Source organism: Bacillus cereus group sp. MYBK14-1, from assembly GCF_051916885.1.
GTDB lineage: Bacteria > Bacillota > Bacilli > Bacillales > Bacillaceae_G > Bacillus_A > Bacillus_A cereus.
On sequence record NZ_JBQAHM010000002.1, the window covers coordinates 303,658 to 321,206 of the forward strand.

The following is a 17,549-nucleotide window of genomic DNA, read 5'->3' on the forward strand; positions in this document are numbered from 1 at the left end:
AAACAACATGCGTAAATATGAAATTTCGTTTTGTTTTCATATATGTTTTGTACTGTAAGGTCATTTAAACACAGCTGTTTATATAACGTAAAGAAGTATTTTCATTCCCTTTATTTTCAAGCTTTCATGTCCTTATTTCAAAATATAATCCGATTCACTTTATTGATTGAAATATCTACATATCACAACAGAAAACACTACTTGCAAATAACCGATAAAATTATATCGATATAATTTTTAAGCTCACATGCAATTATGCATAGCATATACACAAAAAGGATAGCTTCATTTTCACGAAGCTATCCTTCAAAAATCTTCTTATTTTTTCAAATGATATGGAACTGTCGTAATAACAACATTTCTTTTATAAAGTAAATACGCACGTATGAGTAAACTGGATTGATTATGAAGAATGTTATGCCAACCTTTTTTCGGAATGAACTGTGGTATAACGACCGTAACGCGGTAATTCGATTCACTTGCCTTATATTGCACTGTATCAATGAACTTCGTTAACGGCTGAATAATACTTCTATAATGAGAATGTAATGTAACAAGCCTTACTTCAGGTTGCCACACCTTCCATTTCTCTTCAAATTTCTTTTCCTCTTCTCTGTCAAAAGCAACATATACAGCGATAACTTGATCTGCAGAAAGTGATTTCGCATAGTTCAATGAATTTTCTACTACATGCGTCATACCTGCTACAGGAACGACAATTACATTCCCCTCAATTGGAATAAGAGGTTCACAAGTTTTTAAACTTAATTGATCACCCACTGCATCATAATGCTTCTTAATTCGATGAAACAAGAAGATAATAGCAGGTAAGAAAATAAGAATCGACCAAACTTGTGCAAATTTAGTTAAAAAGAACATGCTCATTACGATAAAACTAATAACTGCACCAATTAAATTAACCGTTAATTTTAAAACCCATCCTTCAGGTTTTTCGCGAAGCCACTTTAATACCATCCCTGTTTGAGAAAGTGTAAATGGAATAAATACCCCTACTGCATATAACGGAATTAAATGTTCTGTTTGTCCTTGGAAAGCTACAATTAAAATAATCGAAGCAACTCCAAGTATTATAATACCGTTTGAGTAACCTAGACGGTCTCCTCTAATCGTAAACATTCTCGGTATGAATTTATCTTTTGCGAGGTTAACCGCTAATAAAGGAAATGCAGAATAGCCTGTATTAGCTGCGAGAATTAATATTAAAGCTGTTGTACCTTGTATGAAATAGTACATGAAATTACGTCCAAATGTTTGTTCAGCAATTTGAGAAACAACTGTTACTTCTTTACTCGGCGTTACTCCGTAATAATAAGCTAAAAATACAATTCCTGAAAATAACACAGCAAGTAATGCACCCATTGCAAGCAATGTTTTTGCAGCATTGCTTGGCGCAGGATCTTTAAAGTTCGGAATTGCGTTTGAAATTGCTTCAACACCTGTTAAAGCAGAACTACCTGATGCAAATGCTCTTAACAGTAAAAACAAACTAATACCCGCAACCGGCGTTCCGATCGGCGTGTGTAAAGTTGGTGAAACGTGACCAGTCAAAATATTATATATGCCTACACCAATTAATATAAATAGGGCTAAAACAAATAAATAAACAGGATATGCTAAAACAGAAGCTGATTCCGTTACTCCTCTTAAATTTAAGATCGTAATAAATATAACAAATATAATCGCAATGATTACATTATGTGCATGTAAACTAGGAAAAGCAGATGTTAGCGCATCTGTACCTGCAGATACACTTACCGCAACAGTTAAAATATAGTCGACTAATAAAGATCCTCCAGCAATTAAGCCTGGATTCATCCCTAAATTTTCTTTTGATACAACATACGCTCCCCCGCCATGCGGATAAGCAAAAATAATTTGACGATAAGATAAAATAAGGGCTGTCAATAATACTAATACCCCAACAGCGATCGGAATGGAATACCAATAAGCGATCGCTCCCACACCTGCTAAAGCAATTAAAATTTGTTCTGGACCGTAAGCAACTGATGACAATGCGTCAGAAGATAAAATAGCTAAAGCTTTCGTTTTATTAAGCTTTTGTTCTCCAAGCTCTGTTGATTTTAACGGTCTTCCAATTAAAAATCTTTTAATAGATGAAACCAATGCTGTCCACTCTCCAATAATTTTGTACGAACTTTTCTGCTTGTTACAGCCAGTAAACGATTTCTTCAGAAAACAAAAAATGTCTACAAGCCATAGCGAAATAGACTTGTAGACATTATTTTTTTTGTCGCACAAGCTCCACCTTCCTTCTCAATATAACGCTTACGAGGTTAGCTGTCGGATTCGGGCCTATGAGTAGCCCTACCTTTTTCAAGGATTCACCCCATCGGATTATGTACTAATCCGTAAAAACGGGTCCCCCGTACCATGCGGTTTCAGCGATTTAGAAAATTGAAACTGTGGATTATAATACTCCTTTATTTTCAAAAAGTAAACAAAAATTTTTAATAAGAAAAAAATTAAAATGATTGCGCATAATCCGCTGAGAAATATACATAATGAATATTAAAAATCCGCAAAGGAGACCCATATGTCTAAAGAAAAGAAGCCTATTTTTTCCGATTCATATTTAGATGCAGTAGCAAATGAAATTAATCAGTTATATGGTAAACGTGAACAGGAAATAAATTTGACAGATAGAACGAAAAGAAATAAATAATTTGTCATACAAAAAAATAAAAAAGATAGCAATACACTTATATATTGCTATCTTTTTTATTTTTTCATACATCTAATTCTATTACAGATTTGTTAAAGGTCATCTCTTCATACACCTTTAAATTTTGATATATAGATTCTAATAATGGTGCCGCTATAGAAAATTTCTCTGCTACATCCAGTAAATATCCTTGCAAGTGCTTCCCTTCAATAAACGAACCCTTTTCCATATCACGTTGCATTGATGACTTCATATCATACGAAATTTTATCAATCGTTTTCATATGTTCCTGGGCAATATTAGCCTTTACTGGAGCTCCTAATACTCTCATGATTTGTACAGATTCCTCAAACACATTACGGATAAAATCACGGCCGCCTTCACTTTCACGGATTGGTCCAATTGGTGCACGCATTAACGTTGTCACACCTGACATTACAGTAATAAATAAATATTTATGCCACATATCTTGCGTAATATTTTCACTTAAAACAAAACTAGATTTCGTACCTGAAAATGCTTTAGAAATATGCTTTACTCTCTCTGAATTTTGAGACTTAATTTCTCCAAACACAAGTCTGTTGGCAGCGCTGGTTTGTACAATTTCTCCTTGATCGTTTAACGTCGTCTCGATAAAGCATAAACCGCCAATTACTTTTTCTTCGCCGAATTCTTTTTGTAATAGCGATAAATGAGCGATACCATTTAACAATGGAATGATTACAGTATTTTCGCCAACAAACGGCTTCAAATCTTGAATTGCCTCGTTTAAGTGATACGCTTTTGTTGAAAATAAAATAACATCAAATGGAGAAGTTCGCTCTTCTTTCGTTATTAATTTCGGTCGGAAGGAAAAATCCCCGTTAACACTTCGGATTACAAGTCCTCTTTCCTCTAATTGTTTTTTCCGTTTACTACGAACAAGAAACGTGACATCTTCTCCCTTCTCGACTAATCTGCCACCAAAAAATCCTCCGACTCCACCAGCGCCTAATACTAAAATCCGCATACAGCATCCCCCTTTTCAAAATACAATTTTATAACTTTTAGTATACATAACATTATACATGTTCCCTGCTAAATAAGCTGAATTTTCACTCTCAATTGAGTATAAAAGAGTGGTTATTTTCAAATAAATTTGGGCATGTTGTTTCTATAGCATATATGGAAAGGACACAATGTAGATGGAGGCAATACAATCAATTGAGGAAAAAGGTGTAGCAACAGCTATATTTCAATTTATATTCCCGTTTTCGTTTAAAGCTGGATATGAACAAGAGATGTTCCCTTTCTTACAAAAAAACGATTTTCGTCCTTTTCGGCTCGATCATCTCGATGATGAAAATACATATTATGGGGAGTTTAAAGTTTCACATCAAAATATGGAAGCATACTATCTTTCATTTACAAATAAAATTCTCTTTCCTCACTCAGAGCATCAAAAGGGCTTGCAACGTTATTCAAAGGACCTTAACTTAACTGGACATTTAACAACAAACCTTATTTCAATTCCATTCAAGATACACTCTATTGATGTCACACTTTGTCCTTATGAACTTGGCTTCTTAACAATTCGAACAGAAGTAAACACTGCTCCAAACATGACTTTATCTGAAGCAATCGAATTCGCTGCTCGCTTCCGTGTACTTGAAACTAAAAATGATACAAATGAGACTATTTGTATTGAATGTAACGGAAAAAAGTATTCCCAAGTTGAAAAATTCATTTTTGGTTATTTATTTCATGGTGTAACTGATTTCTTTGAAAAGAAGAGATTAAGAAGTTCATACTTTCAAACCTTCCCTTTCTTCGAAGACCAAAGAATGTACGTCCAAACTTTATTGTCACTAAAAGAAGGTATGGAGCTTAATGAAGTGGATGTTTATCGTACTTCTAGTCTTTCCGGATTAACAAGTGATGGTAAGCCATATGTGAGCGCAAATAACCTTCCTTACATTCATGACTATTTAAAAAAACACGCTTACCAGAGATGGGCTCCAAATCGTTATTTCATAATGGAAGAACATATTTTTACATGTGTAACAAATGAAGGAGAACGTAAAATCGCTAAACTTGCTAGTCAAATGTACGGAGAATTTTATTACGCTTTATTATTAAACCTATTCCATAAAATTGTTTTATTAAAAATGGCTAACGCCTATGCTGAGCTAAACATTGAACAAGATACTAATGAAATAGAGAAATTAATTTATTCGATCAATTCGTTCACTGCTAATTATTTTTCTTTAGAATTAGTATCCCAATCACAAAGTGAAGATATTTTCTTTCGTTTAAGAAAACTTTTTAATATTGAGGTTCTATACTCGAACGCGAAACAAAATCTTGATAGTTTGTTTAAATATCAAGAAAATGTCGCCTCTAAAAAAGATAGCCTCTTATTATTAATTTTAACGCTCTACTCTGTAGTGGGCCAAATGTTAGGGTTTACTATGATTGACCTTTTAAGAAACACCGATTCAAACAAAATATCGTCACCTCTTGAATTTTTCGCTCTATTAATTGCGATTAGCGGCATTGTCATTTCACTTATTTTAGGAGCCCAAAGTTTATACCAATGGGGTCTACAACATAAACGAAGAAAAGCTTGGGTAAAACAAACTGTACTTTCTGCCGTTAAAGAGAAAGAAGATAAAAATTAAAAAAGGTTATTTTCAAATTCTTGGCGCGCTGCAGTAGGTGAAATTTTTATGAGCGATTTTCCGATTATATCGGCGCAACTCGAAATATATCAGCGATTTTTTTAATATATCGACTTACCGACAAATGACAGGACCGGATAATAAAAAAAGGGTGCTCCAAAATAAAACTTGGAGTACCCCTTTTATTATACGAATTCAGTTTACTTCCCTGCTTCGATTTGCTCTAATGCAGCAGCTACTTGCTCTTCCGTTAATTCATGTTGTATTACGTAGCGGTTACGTGGACTTACACGACATTCATGAGAACATGCACGTAAATATTTCGCTTCGTTTTCTTCAGAACATAAAATTTTCTTATTACATTCTGGATTTGAACAGTTTACATAGCGCTCACAAGGTTCACCTGTAAAGTGGTCTTTACCAACGATAACATGTTCTTTTTGGTTTACTGGTACAGCAATACGCTCATCGAACACGTAACATTGTCCATCCCAAAGCTCACCTTGTACCTCTGGGTCTTTTCCGTACGTTACAATTCCGCCGTGAAGCTGACTTACATCTTCATAGCCTTCGCGAACTAACCAACCAGAAAACTTCTCACAACGAATTCCGCCTGTACAATAAGTTAAAATCTTTTTACCTTCAAGTACTTCTTTGTTTTCACGAATCCAATCTGGTAATTCACGGAATGATTCGATATCAGGTTTAATCGCACCTTTGAAGTGACCTAAATCAAATTCATAATCATTTCGTGCATCAATGATAACTGTATCTTCTTGTTTCATTGCTTCATAAAAATCTTTTGGCTCTAAATACTTCCCAGTTATTTCGTGTGGGTTAATGTCATCTTCTAGACGAAGTGTAACTAACTCTGGACGAGGACGCACGTGCATTTTCTTGAATGCATGACCATCAGCTTCATCTATTTTAAATACGATACCGTCAAAACGTGGATCATTGTTCATTGCTTCCATGTATTTCTCTGTTTGTTCTACAGTTCCAGAACAAGTTCCGTTAATACCTTCTTTCGCTACAAGAATTCTTCCTTTTAATTCAAGTGAATTACAAAATTCTAAATGCTCTGCCGCGAATTCTTCTGGGTTTTCAATTGTTGTGTACATGTAATATAGTAATACTCTGTATGGTTTTGTAGTTGCCAATGTATTTCTACCACCTATCTAATTTTTAAAATCATGTATAAGTTAACGTTCATATCAAAACATATATAATAAGAAAATGAATCCCATTTTCTTTTCTTTATACTATTTTCTATCAGTTAACAAAAATAAAAAACAAGATTACACATCAAAACACTATGGTTATGTTGTAATCCCAATATATTATATATCATACAAATGCAATTCCATCAATTAATATGCTGGATTATCGGCTTTATGTTCACATAAATTTCAAAATTGACCCTTTAATTTATTATGTTTCCCCACGTCATCACACCATAAACTCCCAATTTATTTTACGTTATCACACCATCCATTGCATAAAGGCATATAATTTGCATTAAGGAAACTTTCGTGTTCAAATGAAATTATCATATAACATATCTAAATGTATTGAAATAATGAGTAAGAATAAATACAATAATTTCATCAAGTTAACATTTTAAAGGGGAAAACTACTATGAATAAAGATATAACAAAAGATGAACATCTCCCTTCTGAAAGTACAACCGTACAATCAGCTCACTTAGCTTTAAGTGGAGAAACAAAAGGCTGGAAAAGACTGTTACCATTTTTAGGACCCGCTTTTATAGCGTCCGTTGCTTATATTGATCCTGGCAACTTTGCTACAAATATCGCAGCTGGTTCACAATATGGATATTTACTATTATGGGTTATACTCGCCTCTAACTTAATGGCTGTATTAATCCAAACTTTATCAGCTAAATTAGGAATTGCTACAGGAAACAATTTACCCGAAATAGCTCGTGAAAACTTTCCAAAGCCTGTGTCTATCGGTTTATGGATACAAGGTGAACTAGTTATTATGGCTACAGATTTAGCGGAATTTATTGGAGCTGCATTGGGGCTTTACTTACTATTTGGAATCCCGATGCTACCTGCCGCTTTAATTACAGCAGCCGGATCATTTATTATCCTTGAATTTCAACGTAGAGGATTTCGTCCACTAGAAGCTATTATTACAGGAATGATTTTCATTGTAGTAATTGCTTTTGGGATTCAAGTTTTTTATGCAAAACCAGAATTAAGTCCCCTTCTTTCAGGACTATTTATTCCAAAATTCCAAGGTGTAGACAGTATATTACTTGCAGCAGGGATTTTAGGTGCGACAGTTATGCCGCATGCAATATACTTGCATTCTGCATTAACACAACGCCGTGTGGTCGGAACAACTGACGAACAAAAGAAAAAGATTTTTCGTTTCGAATTTATCGATATTATTATTGCAATGGTTATTGCTGGAGCAATTAATGCAAGTATGTTAATTGTTGCTGCTGCACTATTCTTTAAAAACGGCTTGCACGTTGAAGATTTAGATGTTGCTTACACTCAATTTACCAACTTAGTAGGTCCTGTATCAGCTGCTTTGTTTGGAATTGGGCTCTTATCAGCAGGACTATCTAGCTCTTCTGTCGGTACAATGTCGGGTGATATTATTATGCAAGGTTTCATTCGCATGCATATTCCGTTATACTTACGCCGATTTATTACAATGATTCCACCATTAGTTATTATCGCTTTAGGTGTAAATCCAACTTACGCTCTAGTCATGAGCCAAGTCGTCTTATCATTCGGTATTGCATTTGCACTAGTGCCACTTATTATGTTTACAAGTAACAAAAAGATTATGGGTACACTCGTTAACCACCGTATAACAACATTTATCGCTTGGATAATTGCAGCACTCGTTATCGTTTTAAATATCTTCTTACTGTATCAAACATTTGTAGGGTAATGAAAAAAGGGTATTCCAATTTTAATTTGGAGTACCCTTTTTGGATGAAATGATTTTCTTCTAGTTACCACTTGTGTATGTCCCTCTTTCCGGCATCATGACACCATTTTCAGTTCGAAAGTAAAGTGGCAATCCTTCCGCAAAAAACATACTTACCTTGGACGGATCTTGCCTTTGATGATGAATATGTAAATGCGGCTCACTTGAACTTCCTGAGTTACCGACTTGAGCAAGAAATTCTCCTTCATTTACATGTTGTCCTTCTCTCACATTAATTGATCCTTTCTTTAAATGGGCAAGAATTAAAAATGTGCCCGTTTCATCTAGTCGTAAATAAATATGATTCCCAGCCATTGACTGAAAATTATCCGATCCCGGAACTAAATCTTGTTCATTATTATTAATTGATACAACCGTCCCAGAAGCTGGTGCCATTACTTTCGCTCCATATATTCCGTAATCCTCTAACTTACTACTTTTCACTTCAGCAGGTGGAATGAGAATATCATATGCCCACCTTTCATTTGGTTTTATAACGTGATAGTTCATTTCTAACCGATCACCACCCCAACCTATTAATGCTCGCTCATTCAAAGGAAAACGAACTACTGCTTTAGGACTCATAGATTGTATATCTGCTGGATAAGCAATTCTACCTATATTAGCAAACCAACCGACAGGCCAAGCTCCAATGATAGAAAACAGAATGATTAAAAATAGCGTTCTATCTATCCGCTTTCTAAAAATGCCTTTCCAAAAAAATATTATTACTGATCCTACCAAGAGGAAAACTGAAATAAAACTAAAAGCCTGTATACTCCACCAAACAAAAACTGATGTAACACCATTAGCTACATAAACTAAGATCCAACTTATAATTAAAAAAGAAACTATAATTACTAATAAAAATGCCTTCCACATGTCGCGTCCCTACTCTCATATCCTTTTTCTCAATGATACAAAGTAAAAATTACGACATATAAAAGAAATACTTACGACTTTCTTACTTTTTTATACTGCGGTAATTTCACAGTAAAAACTGTTTCTTTATCGTTACTACGTACAGTGATATCCCCTTGATGGAGATCGGCTATACTTTTTGAAATTGCAAGTCCTATTCCTTTCCCGCCCGTATGAGAACTACGTGATTTTTCACTACGATAAAATTTCTCAAAAACGTAAGGAAGGTCCTCTTTCGGAATGCATTGTCCAAAATTTTTAATTTCTACTTCAACATTCATTGTTTTATTGGAAATTTCAATTGCAATTTCCTTTCCATCTTTTCCATACATAATACTATTACCTATTACATTTTCAAATAGTCTCACTATAAGTGCTACATCAACTTCTACATGCAACACTTCATCACTTTTAATATAAAAGCTCATATTAGCATCATCTAATTGTGGTACAAAGTCAATCATGATTTGTTCAATTAATGCTTTCATATCTACTTCATCTTTATGTAATTCAATCTCTCTATAATTTATTTGACAGTATTCTAATAAATCATCTATTTGATGTTTTAATTCATAACTTTTTCGCTTTAATATACTTACATACTGTTCACATTCCTCTCCATTCGAATGAAGTTTATTTCCTAACAGGTCCGCATAACCGATTAAAGATGTTACTGGCGTTCGTAAATCATGAGAAATATTACTAATCATTTCATTTTTCATTTCCTGTGATTTTTTTTCATTCTCGATAGACTCTTTTAAGCTTTTCGCCATTCTATTAACATTTGCCGCTAGTTCACCAATCTCGTCATTTTTCAAAATAGGTATATGTATTTCAAAATTACCGTCACTTATTTCCTTCAGGTTCTTGTTAATTTGAGACAACCTTTTCATCAGTGTTTTTGTCATACATGCAAAGTATGTTGTAGTAAAAATCAAAAAAACTATAAAATATAAAAATGAATATTTTTCCTCTAAAACATTAACCTGACTATATATATTTCCAACTAAAATTTGAAACACTATTATACTTACAGTCGCTAACAAGATGCTACATATGAATGCGATAAAAAACTTAGCTCTAATGCCTTGTAATGATTTAATCTTCAATTTTATATCCGACTCCCCAAACATTTTGAATAAACTTCGGTTCTTTTGGATTCTCTTCAATTTTATTTCTCAATCTTGCAATATGAACCATTACTGTATTATTACTTTCATAGGCTCTTTCGTTCCAAACGCTCTCATATATTTCTTCAATTGTGAACACACGATTCCTTGCAGCTGCCATTAAGTGTAAAATATCATATTCAGTTTTCGTAAGATTGATTCTTTCTCCATATAACATTACTGTTCTCGACACTTCATCTATTTCTAAACCTCTAATATTTATTTTCTTTTCCATTACTTGGGGAGCATTTTGATTGAAATATGTATACCTTCTTAATTGAGCTTTCACTCTTGCGATAAATTCAATTGTACTGAACGGCTTCACAATATAATCATCTGCCCCAGTACTAAATCCAATTACCTTATCTACATCCGATGATTTCGCGCTTAAAAACATAATTGGTAAACTATGTTTCTCTCTAATCCTTCTACAAAGTTCTATACCATCCATTTGAGGCATCATAATATCCAAAATAGCAAGTTGAATACTGTTATTATTTATTATTTCTAAAGCCTCTTCTCCGTTATGAGCACTAAAAACTTTAAAACCTTCTTGTTTTAAATTCACATTAATAAATTGAATAATATCTTTATCGTCATCTACAATTAATATCGAATTTTTTTCCATTTCCAAACCTCTTTTTTGAAATATATTCCACATCTAAGTTTATCATAAATCAAATCTACCCTTACACCTTGAATAATCTTTATTTTCAGATTAAATTATATAATAACAAATACATTCTATTTTCATGTGAAAAGGAGCGAAAATATGTTTCCTTTATTAAAAACTGAAAGACTTATTTTAAGAGAACTTACCGAAGAAGATGCACCGCGTATACTACAATGCTTTTCTAATACTAATGTACTGCGCTATTATGGCCAAAAACCGTTACAAGATGTTGATCAAGTGAAACAAATCATTCATAACTTTAAGTTGAGTTACAATGCAAGAAACGGTATAAAATGGGGAATCGAATTAAAAGACAAGAAAGAACTCATCGGTACCATTGGTTTTCACGATTGGTCTTCTGAGCATAAACGAGCCAATATAAGTTATGCCTTTTTGCCTGAACACTGGGGAAAAGGATATGCGACTGAAGCTGTTTCTGAGGTTATATCATACGGTTTCCATACGATTCATTTAAAGCGGATTGGGGCAATTGTATTTCTTGAAAATGAAGCTTCCAATAAAGTGCTATTAAAACTAGGTTTTGAAAAAGAAGGAGTTCTAAAAAATTATATGTATCAAGATGATATCCCATATGATACGAATTTTTACGCTTTATTAAAATCGGTTTAATAGAATTCATGTGTAAAAAACCTTACTTTTAAAAAGTAAGGTTTTTTGTATTTATTCATTAGCAATATAAGCATTCTTATAAGTATAAATACCACCAAATTGATGCTTTTCAATTCCTTTTACATAATCCTTTTGTACATATGCTGAGCCAATATGATAAAGCGGCGCCACCGCAGCATCTTCTAATAATACCTGCTCGGCTTCTCGCAACGCTTTCCATCGATTTTCCGTATCTAGTACAAAATCCGTTTTCGCTTTCTTTATTAATTCATCGTAACGAACATTAGAATAATTCATTTTATTATTCGGATTCCCTGTCGTAAATAACTCTAAATAACTAATTGGGTCTTTATAGTCAGGTCCCCAATTTGCCATAGTTATATCGTAATCACCTATTTGTTCTAACTGTAATTTTTGCTTAAATGGCTGTTGTTTAATTTGTATCGTTAACCCTTGCAAATTCTTCTCTAAATCACCTTTTATATATTCTGCCATACGTATTGCGTTATCTTGTTCGAACGTTAAGAACTCTAGGTTTACTTGTTCTACCCCAAGCTCTTTTTTCGCTTCTTCCCAAAGTTTTTTCGCATTTTGCAAATCATATGAGGAAATATCTCCATTTTCTTTTCTAAAATCTTTACCAGTCACTTCATTTACATGACCAACTGGTACAAGTCCACTTGCAGGTTTTGCTCCGTTATTAATAAAGTGAGCAACGAAATCATCTTTATTTAACGCTAATGAAATAGATTGACGCACCTTTTTATTTGCTAACGCGTTATTTTTTTCATTAAAACGAAGCATAGCAATTCCAGGATCACTCGACATATGTAATTCCTTATTCCCTTTATACTTGTCTACAACTTGCGAATTAATAGGTACTCGATCTAAATCTCCGGCTTCATATAAATTTACAGCTGTCATTGTATCCTTTACGATATGAAAGTTTATTTCGTCTAATTTCACTTTCTTTCGATCCCAATATGTAGCATTCTTCTTTAATTGAAACTCTTGTTCATGCTTCCATTTTTCTAATACAAATGGACCGTTATATATGAGATTACTAGGTTCCAATGCATAATTGTTTCCTTGTTCGTTCAAAAATGATTCATGCTGTGGTAAGTATATAGGTAGTGCTAACAACTGTAAAAAATACGGAACTGGCTGTTCGAGTTCAACTTCTAACGTATAATTATTTATTGCTTTAACCCCAAGTGCATCAAGAGGCATTGTTCCCTTATTAATCTCTTTCGCATTTTTCACATAAAAGAGCATGTATGCATATTGAGATGCCGTTTCAGGATTAATTGCACGTTTCCATGCAAATATAAAATCATTTGCTGTCACACTGTCTCCATTTGACCATTTTGCATCTTTACGCAAATCAAATGTATATTTCTTACCATCTTCACTTCTTTTAAACGATCTTGCTACTGCTGGAATAGGCTGATCTTGATCATTTAATACATATAACCCCTCAAATATATTCTGCATAACGTGGGCTGATGTACCATCCATTGTTTTCGCAGTGTCCAGAGAAGGAATTTCTTCTGATACTGTTACATTTAACACTTGTTTTTTAACCTCTGTATCACTTTTATTCGCTTTATTATTACAAGCTGTTAATAATAAAGATGTAACAAGTGCCATTACCATTAAATGGCTCTTTTTTCGCTTCATGAGTTGTTCTCCTTAAATATAAAATATTATAAAGCGTAATATATTATAGCAGAAATACTAACAGAAAGATGCGACATTCTTTTGAATATTTATTCGTTCAAGAAAAAAGCTATCCTTTTAAAAGGATAGCTTTTTCAACTGCCACATAATTATCTATCTTTGCAAACCTCGTTTATAACGACTTGCTTCAAATATAATACGCTCTTCATCTAACGTTTTACATTCGCCATTCCAAACGACATGTTTTCCGTTAATAATTACATCGCTTATATCTTTTCCACTAGCAGCATATACAAGGTGTGATAACACTTCATCCGCTGGTTGTAAATGCGGCTTATTAGACGGGTCAATCGTAATAAAATCAGCACACTTACCAGCTTCTAGTGACCCTGTTTGTTTCATCCCGATTACTTCCGCAGCTCCTTTTGTCGCAAGAGAAAGAGCTGTTTCAACTGGTAATGCTGTTGCATCTTGGTGAATACCTTTTTGTAATAAAGTCGCTATGCGCATTTCTTCAAACATGTCTAAATTATTGTTAGATGCAACACTATCTGTTGCAATTCCTACTTTTATTCCTGCTTCTAGCATCGCTTTTACATTCGCTATACCAGAACCTAGTTTTAAATTACTATTTGGGTTATGTGCTACTCGAACATCATGTTCTGCTAAAAATGCACGCTCATCATCATTTAATACTACACCGTGTGCAATAACTGTTGGGCGTTTAAACAATCCGCAGCTCGCTGCATATTCTACTGGACGTTTTCCATATTGTGCTTCAATATCACGTACTTCACGCTCTGTTTCAGAAAGATGGATATGAACCATCGTTTGATTCTCTACTGCAATCCGTGCGCACTCTTCTAACAATTCTGTACTACATGTATATGGACTATGTGGTGCAACCATCGTAGTTAACATGTCACTTTCGTTATAGTAACGCTTCACATATTTCTCAGCTTCTTCAATCGCTTTCTTTTCATCGTCTTTCGTTCCGAAGCTAAATAAAGTTCTTGAAACAGCAGCTCGCATCCCGCTCCTTGATACCGTTTCCATAATTGCGTCTTGATCTACTCCAATTGGATTAAACATGTCAGAGAATGATGTTGTACCACTTTTCACCATCTCAAGTAATCCTAATTCCGTACTAGCGACCGCAATTTGGGGAGTAAATTGACTTTCCAGTGGCCAAATTCTCGTCTCAAGCCATGGCTGTAATAACATATCATCTCCAATACCTCTTAGGAGACTCATTACAACGTGTGTATGTGTATTTACAAGCCCTGGTAAAACCCACTTTCCTTTCATGTCAATTACTTCATCTACTTCAAATTCATTAGCGAATTCTCCGCTCTTTACATCTATAATTTGATCATTCTCTACAATGATATATCCATTTTCTATCACTTCGTTTTGTTCATTCATCGTTACAATTGTAGCGTTTACATAAGTTGTTTTCAAAAGTATTTCCCCTTTCAACTCTATGAAGTTCCCTTTAATAAGTTACCACCATTATAGTAACTTATTAAAGATTAAGAGTCAAAAGATAATTTTAATTCTTTCGTTATTTTTCCCTTCAAAATGTTATATTGCTTTTCATTTGTATCTGCAAATGCTTCTTCCCGATTTGACTTTTCATCCATATAATTCAATTTCCCATTGAATTGAGTCTCTGTAAAATCAAATCTCTGCCCATCTATAAAGTTATAAAAGTGCCATACCTCTCTTACTTTTGTCTTTTTAATTTCTCCTCCGTATATGTCTTGAACGACAAGAGCTGTAACACCACATTGTCCCTTTGCTGGGTTTTCAATTGTCCACTTTGAACTCGTTTCAATCGACCACGATTTTATTAGTGCTTCATATATTCTTTTTTCCTTTACATCATCCATTCTAATCTTCCCCTACTATTAATAGTTTTACACATCATATTTCAAAAGAGGCAGTACACGCCCCTTAAAGATAGTTGATGGTGTCTCTCCTATTAACTGTGCTCCCATTTTCAAGTAATATCCTTTTGCATTCGGATCACTATCAATTGTAAAACTTTTTAATCCTAGTTCATTGGCTTTTTCTATTACATACTCCCAAAGTATTTTCCCGTAACCTTTTCCTTTGTAATGAGGATGAATGTACAAGAAATCGAGAGCTTTATCATTACGTAAAAATGAGAAAAAACCAATCTTCGCATTATCGTTTACTAAAACATATACAAAATTATTTTTTATGTACTCTTCCGTAATTGTTAAATCTTCCTTACAAGCAAGTATGAATTCTTCACTATAATTCCACGTTGCTTTTGAATGTAGTGCGAGTTCACTTAATTCATTTGCTTCACTTAATAATGCTTCTCTTATCTTCATGATTCTTTTTCCTCACTTTCAATATGTACACTACTAAATTGATTCGGAAAGCACTTCAAAAAAACCTTTAATTTCCATAAAATAGAAATTGATTTTATAAATCTTTATTATAATCAGTACGATTTTCAACAATTTTTTTAAAGAAAAAGAACGCCATCCCTAAAAGTTGGCGTTCTCTTTTTCTAAAATTTAATCTTCAAGCTCACTCATTCGTTTTACTATTTCGTACGATACAAACCTATACAGTTTCTACTACCGCTTCAAGCATTGTTCCATTTTTAGCATAGTTCGTATGCCAAGAAAAAGCTTTTTCTAAAATATGAGGAGTTTGTCCACCTCTTATTTTTGCTTCTTCGTAATAAGCTCGTAGCTGTTCACGATACATTGGATGTGCGCAATTCTCAATAATAAGTTCCACTCTTTCTCTTGGCGCAAGTCCCCTTAAGTCGGCATATCCCTGTTCAGTGACGATAACATCTACATCATGTTCAGTATGGTCTACATGAGAAACGAAAGGAACGATACTTGAAATGTTACCACCTTTCGCAATTGATTTAGTAACAAAAATAGCTAGGCGAGCATTTCTTGCAAAATCACCAGACCCACCAATACCATTCATCATTTTTGTACCTAAAACGTGAGTAGAGTTAACATTTCCGTATATATCTAATTCTAATGCAGTATTAATTGAGATTAATCCAAGGCGACGAATGATTTCAGGATGATTGGAAATCTCTTGTGGACGCATCATTAATTTGTCACGATATTTTTCAAAGTTAGAAAATACTTGTTGCATTTTCTCTTCAGAAAGCGTGATAGAACAACAAGAAGCAAAATTGACTTTTCCAGCATCCATAAGATCAAAAACTGCATCTTGTAAAACCTCGGAATATACTTCTAAATCTTCAAATTCTGAATCTAACATTCCATGCAATACGGCGTTAGCCACTGAACCAATTCCTGATTGTAACGGCGCTAAACGATTTGTTAATCGGCCTACTTTGACTTCTTCTCGAAGGAATTCTATTAAATGCTGTGCCATAATAACAGTTTCTTCATCCGGAGGAACAATTGTCGATGGCGAATCCAATTGATTCGTAAACACAATTCCCTTTACTTTTTCAGGATTAATTGGAATACCGATTGTTCCAATTCGGTCATCTGTTTTCACAAGCGGAATTGGAAGCCTCTCCCCTTGTTTACCTGGTTCATATAGATCATGTAGCCCCTCTAATTGCGCGGATTGAGCCATATTCATTTCAATAATAATAGACTTAGCATTTAAGGAAAACGCTAAGGAATTTCCAATTGAAGTGGTTGGAATAATCATTCCGTCCTCTGTAATCGCAACCGCTTCCAAAATAGCGAAATCTATATCCAGAACGTCAGCACGGAGTAACTCTGCTGTATGAGACAAGTGTTGATCCACAAATAAAAAGTCTCCGTTATTAATTCCTTTTCGCATAGTAGCGTCAGCTTGGAAAGGTAATCTTTTCCCTAAAATTCCTGCCTCAGCAAATAATTTGTCTACATCCGATCCTAAAGAAGCCCCAGTATAAACATTTACTTTAAAAGATTCATCATTCTTAACTCGGTTTACAAGCGCAAATGGGACTGCTTTTACATCACCTGCACGTGTAAACCCACTTAAGCCTAAAGTCATTCCACTTTGAATCCAGGAAGCAGCTTCTTCAGGTGTAACTACCCGATCTTTTAGACGTTGATCTCTGATTCTATCTAAATTGTTCTCCATATGTAATCCCTCTCTCATTGAAT

General features: G+C 34.1%; 15 protein-coding genes and 1 riboswitch. Of the genes, 4 read left to right on the forward strand and 11 right to left on the reverse strand.

Annotated features, from left to right (window positions below):
- Positions 1-318: 318 nt before the first annotated feature.
- Positions 319-2,145, reverse strand: a complete 1,827-nt coding sequence (locus ACTFR3_RS07550) for an APC family permease (protein WP_440044384.1) — start codon at positions 2,143-2,145, stop codon at positions 319-321.
- Between the two features lie 144 nt (positions 2,146-2,289).
- A riboswitch (cyclic di-AMP (ydaO/yuaA leader) is annotated at positions 2,290-2,436 on the reverse strand.
- Positions 2,437-2,575: 139 nt separating this feature from the next.
- Between ACTFR3_RS07550 and ACTFR3_RS07555 the strand changes: the two genes are divergently transcribed.
- The gene (locus tag ACTFR3_RS07555; protein WP_000031873.1) at positions 2,576-2,704 is read left to right on the forward strand and encodes a hypothetical protein; all 129 of its coding nucleotides are present in this window, start codon (positions 2,576-2,578) and stop codon (positions 2,702-2,704) included.
- A 64-nt stretch (positions 2,705-2,768) separates the two neighbouring features.
- On the opposite strand, the gene panE is transcribed toward ACTFR3_RS07555, so the two are convergent.
- Positions 2,769-3,713 (reverse strand): 2-dehydropantoate 2-reductase, encoded by a 945-nt coding sequence (panE, locus tag ACTFR3_RS07560; RefSeq protein WP_001221912.1) that lies wholly within the window; start codon positions 3,711-3,713, stop codon positions 2,769-2,771.
- Positions 3,714-3,888: 175 nt separating this feature from the next.
- Here panE and ACTFR3_RS07565 point away from each other — a divergent pair, with 175 nt between their 5' ends.
- A complete protein-coding gene (locus ACTFR3_RS07565; RefSeq protein WP_025710134.1) occupies positions 3,889-5,364 on the forward strand; it encodes a hypothetical protein in 1,476 nt (491 codons plus the stop codon).
- A gap of 200 nt (positions 5,365-5,564) precedes the next feature.
- Here ACTFR3_RS07565 and trhO read toward each other — a convergent pair whose 3' ends face one another.
- Entirely contained in the window at positions 5,565-6,524 is a 960-nt protein-coding gene (gene trhO, locus ACTFR3_RS07570) for an oxygen-dependent tRNA uridine(34) hydroxylase TrhO (RefSeq protein WP_000246231.1), read from the reverse strand.
- 478 nt (positions 6,525-7,002) lie between these two features.
- Between trhO and ACTFR3_RS07575 the strand changes: the two genes are divergently transcribed.
- On the forward strand, positions 7,003-8,298 hold the full coding sequence (locus tag ACTFR3_RS07575) for an Nramp family divalent metal transporter (protein WP_440044327.1): 1,296 nt from the start codon (positions 7,003-7,005) through the stop codon (positions 8,296-8,298).
- A 60-nt stretch (positions 8,299-8,358) separates the two neighbouring features.
- Here the strand turns inward: ACTFR3_RS07575 and ACTFR3_RS07580 are convergent, their stop codons facing one another.
- From ACTFR3_RS07580 to ACTFR3_RS07590, 3 genes are all read right to left on the reverse strand, one after another.
- Complete coding sequence (locus tag ACTFR3_RS07580) at positions 8,359-9,219, reverse strand: M23 family metallopeptidase (RefSeq protein ID WP_000265298.1); 861 nt, start codon at positions 9,217-9,219, stop codon at positions 8,359-8,361.
- Between the two features lie 71 nt (positions 9,220-9,290).
- A complete protein-coding gene (locus ACTFR3_RS07585) occupies positions 9,291-10,391 on the reverse strand; it encodes a HAMP domain-containing sensor histidine kinase (protein WP_162837403.1) in 1,101 nt (366 codons plus the stop codon).
- A complete protein-coding gene (locus tag ACTFR3_RS07590; protein ID WP_000414517.1) occupies positions 10,357-11,055 on the reverse strand; it encodes a response regulator transcription factor in 699 nt (232 codons plus the stop codon). Before ACTFR3_RS07590 ends, ACTFR3_RS07585 begins: the two co-directional genes overlap by 35 nt.
- Before the next feature lie 144 nt (positions 11,056-11,199).
- On the opposite strand from ACTFR3_RS07590, the gene ACTFR3_RS07595 reads away from it, so the two are divergent.
- Positions 11,200-11,730, forward strand: coding sequence for a GNAT family N-acetyltransferase (locus ACTFR3_RS07595; RefSeq protein WP_000484220.1), 531 nt, complete (start codon positions 11,200-11,202; stop codon positions 11,728-11,730).
- 51 nt (positions 11,731-11,781) lie between these two features.
- Here the strand turns inward: ACTFR3_RS07595 and ACTFR3_RS07600 are convergent, their stop codons facing one another.
- The 5 genes from ACTFR3_RS07600 to ACTFR3_RS07620 form a co-directional block, all read right to left on the reverse strand.
- Positions 11,782-13,410: a peptide ABC transporter substrate-binding protein gene (locus ACTFR3_RS07600; RefSeq protein WP_000823515.1), complete on the reverse strand. Its 1,629-nt coding sequence runs from the start codon at positions 13,408-13,410 to the stop codon at positions 11,782-11,784.
- A 153-nt stretch (positions 13,411-13,563) separates the two neighbouring features.
- Entirely contained in the window at positions 13,564-14,889 is a 1,326-nt protein-coding gene (locus ACTFR3_RS07605) for a bifunctional S-methyl-5'-thioadenosine deaminase/S-adenosylhomocysteine deaminase (protein WP_002025625.1), read from the reverse strand.
- A gap of 53 nt (positions 14,890-14,942) precedes the next feature.
- Complete coding sequence (locus ACTFR3_RS07610) at positions 14,943-15,302, reverse strand: YunG family protein (protein ID WP_000342907.1); 360 nt, start codon at positions 15,300-15,302, stop codon at positions 14,943-14,945.
- 27 nt (positions 15,303-15,329) lie between these two features.
- Positions 15,330-15,773 (reverse strand): GNAT family N-acetyltransferase, encoded by a 444-nt coding sequence (locus tag ACTFR3_RS07615; protein ID WP_063219840.1) that lies wholly within the window; start codon positions 15,771-15,773, stop codon positions 15,330-15,332.
- A 238-nt stretch (positions 15,774-16,011) separates the two neighbouring features.
- Positions 16,012-17,526: an acetyl-CoA hydrolase/transferase family protein gene (locus ACTFR3_RS07620; RefSeq protein ID WP_440044328.1), complete on the reverse strand. Its 1,515-nt coding sequence runs from the start codon at positions 17,524-17,526 to the stop codon at positions 16,012-16,014.
- Positions 17,527-17,549 lie beyond the last annotated feature (23 nt).